General features: G+C 53.9%; 10 protein-coding genes and 1 pseudogene. 5 read left to right on the top strand and 6 right to left on the bottom strand.

Annotated elements, in window-relative coordinates:
- Positions 1-198: 198 nt before the first annotated feature.
- From HY788_00200 to HY788_00185, 4 genes are all read left to right on the top strand, one after another.
- Positions 199-1,932: an AMP-binding protein gene (locus HY788_00200; GenBank protein ID MBI4772594.1), complete on the top strand. Its 1,734-nt coding sequence runs from the start codon at positions 199-201 to the stop codon at positions 1,930-1,932.
- A 165-nt stretch (positions 1,933-2,097) separates the two neighbouring features.
- Positions 2,098-2,532, top strand: a complete 435-nt coding sequence (moaC, locus tag HY788_00195; protein ID MBI4772593.1) for a cyclic pyranopterin monophosphate synthase MoaC — start codon at positions 2,098-2,100, stop codon at positions 2,530-2,532.
- A 10-nt stretch (positions 2,533-2,542) separates the two neighbouring features.
- Positions 2,543-3,043, top strand: coding sequence for a molybdenum cofactor biosynthesis protein MoaB (locus tag HY788_00190; protein MBI4772592.1), 501 nt, complete (start codon positions 2,543-2,545; stop codon positions 3,041-3,043).
- Positions 3,044-3,127: 84 nt separating this feature from the next.
- Positions 3,128-4,405, top strand: a complete 1,278-nt coding sequence (locus HY788_00185) for an MFS transporter (protein MBI4772591.1) — start codon at positions 3,128-3,130, stop codon at positions 4,403-4,405.
- 73 nt (positions 4,406-4,478) lie between these two features.
- Here the strand turns inward: HY788_00185 and HY788_00180 are convergent, their stop codons facing one another.
- Positions 4,479-5,453 (bottom strand): helix-turn-helix domain-containing protein, encoded by a 975-nt coding sequence (locus HY788_00180; GenBank protein MBI4772590.1) that lies wholly within the window; start codon positions 5,451-5,453, stop codon positions 4,479-4,481.
- A 674-nt stretch (positions 5,454-6,127) separates the two neighbouring features.
- Here HY788_00180 and HY788_00175 point away from each other — a divergent pair.
- Positions 6,128-6,559, top strand: coding sequence for a MaoC family dehydratase (locus HY788_00175; GenBank protein ID MBI4772589.1), 432 nt, complete (start codon positions 6,128-6,130; stop codon positions 6,557-6,559).
- 136 nt (positions 6,560-6,695) lie between these two features.
- Here HY788_00175 and HY788_00170 read toward each other — a convergent pair whose 3' ends face one another.
- From HY788_00170 to HY788_00150, 5 genes and pseudogenes are all read right to left on the bottom strand, one after another.
- Entirely contained in the window at positions 6,696-8,591 is a 1,896-nt protein-coding gene (locus tag HY788_00170; protein ID MBI4772588.1) for a HAMP domain-containing protein, read from the bottom strand.
- A 185-nt stretch (positions 8,592-8,776) separates the two neighbouring features.
- Complete coding sequence (locus tag HY788_00165) at positions 8,777-9,196, bottom strand: hypothetical protein (GenBank protein ID MBI4772587.1); 420 nt, start codon at positions 9,194-9,196, stop codon at positions 8,777-8,779.
- Positions 9,197-9,648: 452 nt separating this feature from the next.
- Positions 9,649-10,978: pseudogene (locus HY788_00160) on the bottom strand (IS1380 family transposase).
- 411 nt (positions 10,979-11,389) lie between these two features.
- Positions 11,390-11,950: a hypothetical protein gene (locus tag HY788_00155; protein ID MBI4772586.1), complete on the bottom strand. Its 561-nt coding sequence runs from the start codon at positions 11,948-11,950 to the stop codon at positions 11,390-11,392.
- Positions 11,951-11,991: 41 nt separating this feature from the next.
- Positions 11,992-12,834, bottom strand: a complete 843-nt coding sequence (locus HY788_00150; GenBank protein MBI4772585.1) for a universal stress protein — start codon at positions 12,832-12,834, stop codon at positions 11,992-11,994.
- Positions 12,835-12,944: the final 110 nt, after the last annotated feature.

Here is a 12,944-nt window from a genome sequence, read left to right as displayed (position 1 = left end):
GAACGATAACAGCCCGTTGAAACAGCCGGGTTGTTACAGGCCGTTGAAAAACGATGAGATGCAAGGCGCGCAAATCCCGCGGAATGAAGGCGTACATAGAGTACGTCGCAGTGACGAGGGATGAAGCGCAACGCCGCAGATCGCGCTTTTCAACAGCCTGATAACGGGTGTGCATGGTCCTTACGAAGGGGGTGGGTTATGGAGAGTCCGTATTACATTGATGAGAGCAAACCCTGGTTTCAACCTGAAGCAGGATGGCCGTCGGAAGTCCCCAAGAATCTCGAGTTTCCCAAGATCGGTCTGTATGATGTCCTCGCCGAATCGGCGGCCAAGTATAAAAGCCATAAGGCGATCTGGTTTCTCGACACGTTTATGACATTCGGCGAATTGCACGGGCGCGTCCTTTCCGTGGCCGCGGGATTGGCAGCCAGGGGCATCAAGAAGGGCGACGTGGTGGCGCTGGTGCTGCCGAATTCGTTTCAGTACGTAATTTCCTACTATGCCTGCATGCGGCTGGGCGCGATCGTGACCGGCGTAAACCCCACCTACAAGTCCGGCGAAGTGCTCCACCAATTCAAAATTACCGGCGTCAAGGCCGTCATCGTGCTGGATTCGCTCATTGAAACCCTGGTTCAGCCCATCCTGAAGGACTATCCCATCGAGATTCTCATCGTCACCAACATCGTGGACCAGGTTAAGTTGAGTCCCCTCAAGAAATGGTTGGGGAAAAAGCTCGGCAAGATTCCCCATGGTCCCGTTCCCTCGGGAGCCGTGCGGTATATGGATCTTGTCCGTACACCGCCTAATCCACCGAAAGTGCATGTGAGCGCCGATGACATCGCCACGTATATTATGACCGGAGGCACAACCGGAGTGCCCAAGGCGGCCGTGTTGTCCAATTTCAATTGCGTCTCCAACATGATCCAGTTGGACGCCTGGGTATTCATGGGTGGGGCCGGGGCCTGCAGCGTGGGTGTGCTCCCCCTGTTTCATTCCTTCGCCATGACCGTGGTAATGAACCTTTCCATCAAGGCCGGCATGTGGATGATGTTGTTCCCCAGACCTCCCGAAACCGAAGCATTGCTCAAAACCATCTGCGCCATTGGGGAAGACCGGAACACTTACTATTCGGGAGCGGAAGTTCTGTTTCAGCGCATTGCGGACTTTCCCGGCGTGGAGAAGTACCCCATTGCCAAGAAACTCCGCTGCTGCATAAGCGGGGCCGGCCCTCTTCACCGACCGGTTCAGGAATCGTTCGAAAAGGTCACGGGCGCCATCATCGTCGAGGGATACGGCCTTTCGGAAGCAACACCCGTGGTGTGCTGCGGTCCGCTGACGGAAGGGGTTCGCATGATCGGCAAGATCGGCCTGCCCATGCCCGGCACCGATTGGAAGATCATGGACCACGAAATGGGAACCAAAGAAATGCCCACAGGCGAAACCGGCGAACTCTGGGTGGCCGGACCCCAGGTGATGGTGGGCTATCTGAATCAGCCGATGGAAACCGCATCCACCATTCGTGAAATCGATGGAAAGCGATGGTTGCTGACCGGCGATATCGGCTACATGGACGAATGGGGAAGGGTGGGCATCAGCGACCGGAAGAAACAGCTGATCAAGGTCAGAGGGTATTCGGTGTTCCCCAAAGAGGTCGAAGAACTCGTCGGGAACCACGAGGGCGTCTCCGAAGTGGCCGCCGCCGGCCTCCCGGACGTGGCTTCGGGGGAAGCCATCAAGGTTTGGGTGGTGCTCAAGCCGGGCTACAAGGAGAAGCTTACCGAAAAGGAGCTGTGGGATTGGTGCAAGGAGAACATCTCCCATTACAAGGTGCCTAAATACATCGAATTCAGGGACGAACTGCCCAAGACCCTGGTGGGCAAAGTCATGAGACGCCAACTGCAGGAAGCGGACCCGCTGTATGGTCGCAAGTAGGTCCGGGTAGGACGGGGAGCGGTGTCTTCAGGCGTGTTCGGGGCTTAGTCCGGGCGATCTGAACACCCGCTGTTTGGAAAAGAACCGGTATGCGCTGTACATACGGCGCTTCACCGGCGATTAGGCCGCAAAACACGCGCAACCTTTTCCGGGATGGACTCGAATATGGGCATGGTGGATGTGTCCTCGAAGGACGTCATACTGAGAGAAGCCGTGGCCGAGGGACTATTGATACTCCGGCCGGAGACGCTCGATCGTATCCTTCGGAACGAAATCAAAAAGGGTCACCCGTTTTGTTTTGCCGAAGCATCGGGCATGCTTGCCGTCAAACAGACGCATCTCGTCATCCCCCACTGCCACCCCCTTCCGGTGGAATCCGTGGAACTGACGTTCGAAATCGAGCCTTCACATGTGCGGGTCCGTTGCGGGGTCAAAGCCCGGGCCCGCACCGGCGTGGAAATGGAAGCATTGGTGGGTGTAAGCGCGGCGCTGAACACCATTTGGGACATGGTGAAGTATCTGGAAAAAGACGAAAACGGCCAATATCCGTTCACCCGCATCACGGACGTGCGCGTAGTCGCCAAAAAGAAGGAGCAGTAGGGTTTTGATCCTGCCATCGGACCATCCCCATCGTGAGCACGCCCCCTCCAGTGTGGCCGTAGCCATTCTCAGCGTGTCCACCTCGAGAAACCTGGAACAGGACAAGAGCGGAGATCTGATTCGGGATCTGCTCGAGGATCGAGGACACCGCGTAACCGGTCGGGAAATGGTGAAGGATGACGTGACCCTCATCCGGAATGCCTTCGGACGACTGCTCGGTACGGCGGCCCGCGCGATTGTTGTGACGGGCGGCACGGGAATTACTCCTACCGACGTCACTGTCGAAGCGCTCCACCCCCTGTTGGACAAGGAATTGACTGCCTTCGGTTCCCTGTTCACTCAATTGAGCTATGAGGAAATCGGGCCTGCCGCCATTCTGTCGAGGGCCACTGCGGGAGTGACGAATAACAAAGCCGTGTTCTGTATCCCCGGCAGCAGCAAGGCATGCAGGCTCGCTATGGAGAAAATCATATTACCTGAACTCACTCATCTCATCGCCCATCTGGAATGAGATCGGATGCGTATTTCCTAGAACGGTTTCAGGCACACGGCAATCTAGTCCGTCTGTTTTTCCTCTCTGATCAAGGAGCGCCGCATGACCCCGGATTCCATGTCCAAGGCGTTGCGCTATCGGTGGTTCATTTTCTGGATTCTGGCCTTTGCTTACATCATGGTGTACTTCCATCGCCTGTGTCCGGCCGTCTTGGCCCTGGACATGATGAAAGATCTGAAAACCGGCGGTGCTCTGATCGGGTTTCTGGGTGCGGCGTATTTCTATCCGTACGCCCTCATGCAACTTCCCGCCGGCTTGCTCTCCGATTCCTGGGGTCCCCGCCGCACGATAACGTTGTTTTTCTGTCTGGCGTTTGGCGGATCCGTGCTGCTCGCTCTGGCGCCATCGGTCTTCTGGGCCATAGTCGGTCGGACACTGGTGGGGATCGGGGTCTCGATGTTGTTCGTTCCCACCATGAAGATTCTGGCCGAATGGTTTCGACCTCGCGAGTTCGCCACCATGACCGGTATTCTCATGGCCATGGGAGGAGTGGGCTCTCTCAGCGCCGCAGCCCCGCTGGCGGCCCTAAGCTCCTGGATCGGATGGAGATCCTCCTTCATGGCGGTAGGAGCTTTCACGCTGTTGCTGGCAATATTGGTCTGGTTGTACGTACGCGACAGGCCCGGCGATTTCGGTTGGCCCGCGCTTCATGAATCCAGGGCGCCTTCCGGCGGCGCCACCGGCCTCTTGCAGGGAGTCAAGAAAGTACTCACGTACCGCTACTTTTGGTTCCTGGGCGTATGGTTTTTCTTCACTCTCGGCATCTTTTTCAGTTTCGGCGGACTCTGGGGCGGCCCTTTTTTCATGCAGGTTTACGGACTGACCAAAGGTGAGGCGAGCCGCATTCTCTCTATGATCGCGGTGGGCATGGTCATAGGCAGCCCTCTCTTGAGTTTTCTTTCGGACCGGGTGTTCCGGGGACGAAAGCCGGTGATCATGCTCTCGAGTCTGATCCTTTTAGGGATCACGGCCCTCCTGGCCTTCTATACCCAACACCTGCCCGTGCCCGCTCTATACCTGCTTGTCCTCGGACTCGGCATCTTTTCGAGCGCCATCGTTGTGATTGGCTTCACCACCGCCAAGGAACTGTTTCCCGTGTACATGGCGGGAACATCCACCGGCCTGATAAACCTGTTTCCTTTTGCCGGGGGAGCCGTCTTTCAGCCGCTGTTGGGATATATTCTACAACTGCACGTACAACCGAACGGGTCGTTCAGCGTGGAGGGATACCGGCTGGCCTTTCTGGTGCTCTTTGGCTGCGCGGTCGTTTCCGTGATTTCGACTTTTTTCCTCCGGGAAACGATCTCCAGAGAAAGGTAGAGCCGAATCCGTGAAAACATAAAACGGAAGTCTTGGACTATGGACGAGCCGCGATTCCAAAATCGATCGCCGGCTACGGGATGATACGGAACTTTTTCTGATATTCCATTGGTAAAAGTCCGGTGTGCTTTCTAAACACTTCTCTAAAGGAGTTGCTGTTTTCATAACCCAGGTGATGACAGATTTCGTCAAACGTCAGGAAGTGTTCCTCCAACAGTCTTCTCGCGGTTTCCACTCTTGTTCGCTGCAAATATAATAACGGCGTATCGCCGGTTGCACATTTGAATCGGCGTTCGAACGTGCGCCGGCTCATTCCGTTCTCTCTGGCCACTTCGTCAAAATCGACCCTTTCCGTAAAATTAGTTTCTATCCACTGCTGAACCCTCTTTATCTTTTCGTCCCTATGCTTCTTCTGAAATTCCAAAACAGCATACGGAACCTGGGAGTTTCGGTCCATGTCGTGGATCAGGGTTTTGGCGCATTGAACAGCCACCTCATGGCCGCAGTATTTTTGCACAAGGTAAACGGAAAGATCGACGCCGGAGTACAATGCTCCCGAGCAGTACAAATTGCCCTCATCCGTAATCAGCCGTTCCGGTTTCAGATGGACCTTCGGAAACATCTCTCTGAAGAGGTTTACAAAGCCCCAGTGGGTCGTTGCCGTTTTTCCGTCCAAGAGTCCGGTTGCGGCCAGAAAAAATCCCCCCGTGCAAACACTGGCGATATCTGCTCCCCTCCGATAGTGATACTTAAGCCATTCCAATGCCTTAGCGTTATATTCTATTGTTTTTCCAAAATTGGCGATACAGGCGATCATAATGAGATCGGTTTCTTGTACATCGTCAATCGAGCAGTGGGGTTGAATCAAAACGTTATTGATGCACTTAACCGGTTTTCCGTCCATACCGGCGATTTCAACATCAAAATACGGTGTCGGCTTTAAGCCGTTAATGTGATTCCAGAGTTTGCCGGCATGAAAGAAAACATCCATGGGACCCATTACGCTGGTTCCAGTCGTATTGTAGAGAGCTAATATGGTCACCTTCATATCATCCATCCATCATGGCTGAAGCATTGCTAATAGCCAACAACCGTTCCATTTAGCATGCTACACTCATTTATCGAATTACAAAAAGCTCGGTTTTGCAATAAGCATATAAGGAGCCTAAAATGATCTCATTGGTGAACGATCACACACAACCTCTCGGCGTCGTTTCGGTTTGATATGGAAGTCAAAATGTACATGAAAGATAGGTGTCGGAAGCCTTTCTGATGATCCCGAACGCGCCGCTGCTGTGTTCGCACGTGAATGATGCAGTGCCGATTTGACGCTATCTTGAGGTTCAATGTCGTTTTTGCCACTTTCCACACCCTATTTTTAATACTATGCTTATGTCAAGCTCAAGTTCTCAGGCGTCCTGATTGAAGAAGGCGGCCGGCAACCGCCGGAATAGAGGGCGCCAAACAGCACAGGTGATCGCTCGGTTCCGGGGAAGCGACGAATGCACCGAAAAAGTGGGAAATCAGATCGCCTTGTATCGGGTCCCCTCACGGGTTTTCTAACGAATTACCATGGCGGAATCGGTTTTTAACATTTAAGCACTGACACCCGGAAACTTCTGCCGGTGAACCGGGCGTCAAGAACTGGACAGAACTCTGAATCTGTGGAAAAATCATCGTATGAATGGCCGCGATTATTTATCAATTTAGAGGAGAATGCTGATGGCAACAGGAACACTGGCGGAAGGAAATGTTGGGGACAAGTTTGACTGCGGATCAAGAACCATCACCGGAACCGAATTGGACATGTTTTGCACGATCGGCGACCTGAGACTGGATCCCTTCTTGATCGATGAGGCTGCCCAGGCTCTGGGTTTCAAAGGAAGATTGGTGCCTGGTCCGTTTCTGTTCACGATCGTCTTCGGATTGGCGGGGGATCTATTGAAAGATCACGTGCATGTGGGCACGAACAACCTCAAGGTGCGAGGCCCGGTCTTCCCAAACGACCGGATCGGGCTGGAAATCGAGATCCTGAACAAGAAGGAAGACAAGGACAAGGGAAGAGTCTTCACCACGTGGGGATTTGCTCTTAAGAACCAGAATGACGCGGTTGTCTTTCAAGGTGAAAACACCTGTATGCACCAGGCACGATAAGCGTCGTAGGTAGTCCGAGCAAAGAACCGGAAGGTTGGAAGCATCTTAGTGAGTCAGCCGCGATACACTGAAGCGGCTTGTGCTGGAAGCACGTCGAGAAGTTACCCATCTGCGGAGTTCGTCCGTATATACTCCCTCATCCTGTTCCTTCTCCCTGTCCTCGACGGGGAGAAGGAACAGGATCCCTTCGATCCGCCTGCTGAAACCGTTCTTGATCCTTCCCCCCTTCGAGGACAGAGGATTTCTTTTGTCCGTCTCTCTCCGGAGGCCTGTGATCATGTTGAACGGGATGTTCCCCACCGTCTCGTGAATGGCCCACTTCTACCGATCCATCGACAACGTGTAGGGTTACTTGATCGTGCACTCCTTTGAGCCGGGTCTTGAAGCTACGGAGAACCCGGAAAGCTTCCCCGGTTCGCCGGCGAACCGATTCGGAGACCACCACTTCCCCCCCTTCCGCAACGGACTGGATCCGTTGCGTGAGGTTCACGGGCGCGCCCACAATGCCGTACTTGGCTCTGGACTGGGACCCTATGTTTCCCACGATCACCTCGCCGGAGTGGATCCCGATCCCCATGCTCAACCGGGGTATTCCGAGCCCCTGATTTTCGTCGTTGACCCGTTCCATGGCGGACTGCATTTCAAGACCGCATTGCACCGCATCCTTGGCCTTCTCGTCGACGGTCGAGGTTATCGGGTCGAAAAAGACGAGGACGGCATCCCCAACAAAATCGATGATAATACCTTTGTATCGATGGATGATTCCGATAATATATGAAAAATAGCGATTCAGGACCCCGATTACAATTTCCGGACTCATGGCCTCACACAGTGGCGTGAACCCCCGCAAATCGGACATCAGGATCACCACCTCGCGCTTTTCTCCTCCCAGCCGGGTCGATTCCGGCCCCCGAAGCAGTTCCTCGGCCACCTCCTTGTCCACGTAGCGTCCGAACATATTGCGAATCCGTTCCTTTTGCCTCAACTCCGCGATCATGGTGTTAAAGCTCCTGGTCAGTTGCCCCACCTCGTCTCGACTTCTGACGGAAAGCGTTCTTCCGTAGTCTCCCGAGGCGACCTGCTTTGCGGAAGCGGAGATCTCCTGGATCGAGCGGACCGTTCCCGCGGTTGTCAGTCTTATGAGCATCAGCACGATGCCGATACAAATAATTCCGAAGCCGAAGAAATAGGTACGAAATCGTACGATGGGCCCAAGAATTTTATCCCCTGGAGCAAATACGACGATGGTCCATGGGGCATTTTGCAGCCTGCAGAACCCTGCCACCTCGCCGGGAGGATGTCCACGGCCTAGTACCGTCCCGAACGGCCGGTCTTTCAGGGCCTCCAAAATGGCTAATTCCAAGGAATCGCCGGCGCCGCCCAGACGACGCCGGCCCGCGTCGATGGCGGCCGTATGAGCCAGATAAGCGCCATTTTCGTCGACCAGGCAGGCCTTGTCTCCTTCGGTCCAACTCGAAGAGAGCACACCCTCCAGCAGATACTCGAAGCTGATGATCACTTGAAGCTGACCCACGGTCCGGTTGTCCCTATCCAGTAAGTTCGACTCGATGGTCACCGTTTTCTTACCGGTGGTGGAATCCAATTTTGGCGGGGTTATTCGGGCAACTCCACCCTCCTGAAACGGCTTCATGTCCGTATTCATGTCCTTGCCCGTTCCCGCACCCATGTGATCCCCTGAAGTACCACCTGCGCCCCCGTACTCAGGGAACCATTCGATATGGGCGCTTTCCACTCCCCCGAGTTGTTGCAGCCGGGAAATGAGCCAATCCTGAATCGATGTCTGGAGCAGCTCGCCGGACTGCTGGAACATCCGTATCCATTCCAGAGGCCGGCTCAACCTCATATCCATCTGGTGAGCGCCCCGTTGAAGCTTCAAAACGGCGGCTTCCCGCCATTCTGAAAGCATGGTGTTTCGCGCGTACAGAAAGCCGATGCTTCCTATCAGAAACAGCAGAAACGCAATCGGAATCAGCACGAAAAACATCAAACGTTGTTGGAGACTATTCGCCACAATAAGCACTCATCGCATATATACCAATCATCTCTCCGGATACCCCGATGCTCACCGGGGTTCCGCATTCATTCCCGAGGCCGACCGGCCACCCAAAAAGTCAGGCGGGAAACCGTTCCCGGTTTCCCGCCTGCTTCCGGTCGACACCAGCTGCGAAAGTAAGCACCTGATGGTTTGAGGACATTTCATTTGGGATGGGCGGGAGAACCACCGAGACCCCACTTGAACATCTTCCTGAGCTCCTTTTCCATCTCGGTAGACCAGACGGTTGTCCAAGATCCGTCGGCTTTCGCTTTCAGCTCGTCCACTTTAATCGAGTTGTACTCCGGATTCTTCTCCCCCACCACCATGACATCTTGGTTGATACGGCGAGCCAATACCGCCCGATCCATATTCGGCAACATGTACCAACTTCCGTCCGACGTCACGAGGACGAAGTTCGGTTCCATGGCTGTCAAGGCGTCCTCAAATCCTACCGGGCAGGGCTTCTTCTCGAGGGTGCACATGAGCCCCTGAATCGTTCCTTCCCACTGGCCGGCGAACGCCGGATAGGACATCAACATGGAACACAACACCAATGCGGATACTAAAACAGCCTTTTTCATCGCAACCTCCTTCTTTGTCCGTGGTTAACCTCGTTTGTTACAGTTTCCCGTCGCTCACCATTCCGGATTCTCACCAATGCTCTTCAAACGCTCACAAAACTATTGATAGTTAATATTAATCACCATAAAGAACATGTCACCCGGCAAGAGCCGATTTTCTTTCCGTCGTGACCCATGAGAAAAGGCCCCCATCTCAAATATCAAGAAACGTGTTGCTTTTTTAGCGACCTCCCTGAATCAGTGAACTGATTTTGTTAACGGTTCTTTGCACAGTTTTGGGAGCATTCTTTCGGATATTTGCCAAGGTCCGATGGGAACTCCATAAAGCACTGAGTCCCCTGTTGTGCTTTCAACTGCCGGTTACGGCAAAAAAACGATTTTTAGGGCGTTCAGGACATAACTATCCTTTCAATCTTCACATCCGGTTTCAAAACGGGTAATCAGGACCCTTGTTATCCCGGAGGCAGCCGCATATGCACATCCGTAAACGCTTCATAGGCCGGACAGTGGGGACCGAGGCGCGAGATCAAGCCACGTCCTGTCCGGATGAGTCGGCCCGCGACTGTCATGAGTTCCTGAATCACCGTACGAATGCGGCGGCGTTTGGCCGGGTGGCACACCGGCGAGGTGTCGCCGAGAAGCCCGAACTGACCGATAATACGCACCATATTATGGACCATGCCCGCACAGGTCAGCACCAAGCCATTAGTAGCGAACTTGCCGGGCGGCAGCCGCTCCATATCGAGATCGGCCTTGATTTCGCTGTGAAACTGCTCGCTCGTCCCATGCCCCCCGTACAACCGGATGATCCGTTCCTCGGGCAGAACCAGGTTGTGGTTCACCATCCTTCCAGCCTAACCTGCGGCGCCAGCAGCATTTGGCCGTCCCGATCCATGGTGCGTTCGGTCACCCGCATCACGCGCATGAATCGCTTCTCTTTCCCTTCGACTTCACGCGTCTCATGCACCGTCATCACGGCCACCTTTTTGCCCGGCCTGGGTTGGGTCACCTTGCCTTCGGCGAACAGCCGGTCACGCCAGGCCGGCGGGTCCTCCTTGCGGGGATTCCACTTAATCACAAAGGAGACGTTCCCGTGTTGCCGGAGCGTCACCAAGGTCTCCAACGCGCAGTGGGCCGCGTCGAGGCGCACCAAAAGCGTTTTTTCCGTCAACTGCCGCGCCCGTTGAACCACCCTATCCAGAAAAGGAACAAACCCATTCTGGCTGTTTTGGCCGCCTTAGCGCAGATCGAGGCCTATGCACCAACCCTCCTCGCCAAGGTATGCCGCTATGGGTGCGTACCCGTCAAAGCCTTTGTACGTTCGGGACACTCCGTCTTTCTTGGTATCCGAGTTGTCCATGGGAAACACGTCGATATCCAGCGGCGCGTGTCCCATGGCTCCCGCCGTCACAGGCGCTTTCACTCCTTGGAGCATCTCGATGACGCTCGCGTTGACGATATCCGTAAGCACCCCCGCATTCTTGTCAAAACGCTGGCGCAAGGTCTCTGTCGACGGCGCCTTCCGGATACCCAGCGCCGCCCTGAACCAGTCGCTGCGCCGCGCATCCCGGCCACGGCCTCGAAATCGCTCTTGCCGACGCAAAGCAGTCCCAGATAGCTCTTCATCACATCCGAATGAGACACGCTCGGCGTCCGGGGCACGGCCAAATCCAACTTCCGACACAACTCGGTGTGGTGGTTGACCAAAAGTCCCGCCAAGGACAAACCCGAATGCGCGGTGTAACACTCACTTTCGGATCTTTCGATGGTGATTTTCTGCATAGCCTCCACCTGTTGGGTGAACTCAAAACAGAGAACACTATTGCCTAAATTGCATCAATTATCAACTGGTTACATACTTATCTTCGACAAACTGATGGTGCTCGCTTCACGGATTCAGGTTCCACCCAATTCCTTCCGGCAAGGTCAAGCCGAGCCGGAGCCATGTAACTTCTCACCATCGCCCCGATCTCGCCACCTTGCCGAACTCTTGGCAGAGGCATGGAGACGCGTGCCACAATGAGCTGGATTCCGGTTTGCGCCCTGCTTTACGGGGCTTGGACGGGATCACGAATTCCGGCAGACCCTCTTACGCCGGAACGACCAAAAACAGAAACGGTTTCGAAGACCATGCCCCGAATAAACACAAGTCACCTTCCTTTTGGACGGTGTCGGGCCAAAGCCTCTGCTCTCTCAGTGGCGATGATGTGGGTCTTCTTCCTCGGAGGCGCTGAAGTCAAAGCTCGCCTTGTGCATGACGTTGTTGATGGGAACCTCCACTTGTATTGTATAGTCATGTTCCTTCATCAACCACTCGGCCTGGTAACAGAAAACGGCCGTATAGGGTACATACTCGGAACGGATGCGCGGATTGGTGCGATCGTCAGGTCTCCTCAACGAGGCTCGACCTACAACGAGCCGTCGTCGCCTGTATTGAGCCGGCTCGAGACGGATCTCTCTCGATGCCCCGGCCGGAGTCACTATAACACCCCTGAGGAAAGGCTCTTCCAACGGAACCGGCCTTTCTTGGGCGTCTGTGACGAAGATCTCGATTTCTCCTCGCCTGTGGTCCACAAGAAACGACACGTGATGGTCTCCAACGACTTTCGTGTCCGGCAACCGGTGGGGGTGATCCGAAGGAGTCTCTTCGACCGTTCTCACTATGTCCGGCTGACAGGCAACCAGACTCAGTCCGAATAATCCCAAGAATATGGAAACCGCAATAACCCCTCTGATTCGAAAGTGCCTGCGCATGATTTGGGTCCTCGTTCAAGGGTTAGGAAACAATCCGGCGCCTAATAGACGGTAATTACCGGACAGTCAACAGAACGAATCACCTTTACCGGCAGATTCCCGAACAAGAATTCCTGTTGCTTCGGCATCTTCGCGCCGGCGACAACAATGGTGTCGTATCGGCCTTTTTCCTGTTCTCTGACGATCTGATCCGCCGCATGACCGTGCTGAAACCGTACGGTCTTGCTGATCACCTGGTCCTCGCCAAGGCCCGATGATTTCAACATCTGCGCCGACTTAAGCAATATCCCTTCCAACGCTGTTTCCTTCTCCGCTCTGTAGGCGTTCATCTCGTTCTCACTTGGAAATAAATCCGCTTTCGGCTCACGAAAGATACCCAATAACGTGGCCCTTGTATGTTCATTTTTGGTAAGCATTCGTGCCACATAGTCAACCTCTTTCAATGTGTCGTTCGATGGTTCGAGGCATATCAATATGTTTCGCCCAGCATCTAACTCATTCAATTCATTGACTTTATATTCCTGAGTACCCTTCTCCGGCTTTTCACCCAAGATAAACTTTCGCCTCAAGTCCGAGTACCTACCCACGATCAATGCGACGATATTAAATGTCGCTATTTCAGCTATGTTACTTACCATAAAGAACGACGGCGCCCCAGAAGAACTCATCATAGCGCATGGAATATATACCATGGATGACGCAATTGAGGTTATTAAGCCTCCCTTCATACCGTACCAAACTGCGCCTAATAGAATGGGTATAAGATACAATTCCCTGTATATAACATGCAATGGCGCTTTCTTCATAGAGGTTGAATAGTGAAGCACGGTAACAATAACTATGAGAACGAAGATAACAGATATCTTTTTGATCTTATTGGACATATATACGATCTCCCATGGAATAGGTTGGCAAAGACGTATGGCCCTATTAACTTGTAATTATCCCCCCCAAGACAATGCTACCCGTGTCAGAAAGACCAGTTCAATATCGG

This window comes from Deltaproteobacteria bacterium, from assembly GCA_016208165.1.
GTDB lineage: Bacteria > Desulfobacterota > Desulfarculia > JACQYL01 > JACQYL01 > JACQYL01.
The sequence above is the reverse complement of the archived record's forward strand: the minus strand, read 5'-3'. Positions and strand labels throughout refer to the sequence as shown.

Bases quoted from the DNA above. Each gene is read 5' to 3' on its own strand.
- HY788_00175 (MBI4772589.1), top strand. From the start codon at position 6,128: ATGGCAACAGGAACACTGGCGGAAGGAAATGTTGGGGACAAGTTTGAC.
- moaC (MBI4772593.1), top strand. From the start codon at position 2,098: ATGGGCATGGTGGATGTGTCCTCGAAGGACGTCATACTGAGAGAAGCC.
- HY788_00200 (MBI4772594.1), top strand. From the start codon at position 199: ATGGAGAGTCCGTATTACATTGATGAGAGCAAACCCTGGTTTCAACCT.
- HY788_00185 (MBI4772591.1), top strand. From the start codon at position 3,128: ATGACCCCGGATTCCATGTCCAAGGCGTTGCGCTATCGGTGGTTCATT.
- HY788_00180 (MBI4772590.1), bottom strand. From the start codon at position 5,453: ATGAAGGTGACCATATTAGCTCTCTACAATACGACTGGAACCAGCGTA.
- HY788_00155 (MBI4772586.1), bottom strand. From the start codon at position 11,950: ATGCGCAGGCACTTTCGAATCAGAGGGGTTATTGCGGTTTCCATATTC.
- HY788_00150 (MBI4772585.1), bottom strand. From the start codon at position 12,834: ATGTCCAATAAGATCAAAAAGATATCTGTTATCTTCGTTCTCATAGTT.
- HY788_00165 (MBI4772587.1), bottom strand. From the start codon at position 9,196: ATGAAAAAGGCTGTTTTAGTATCCGCATTGGTGTTGTGTTCCATGTTG.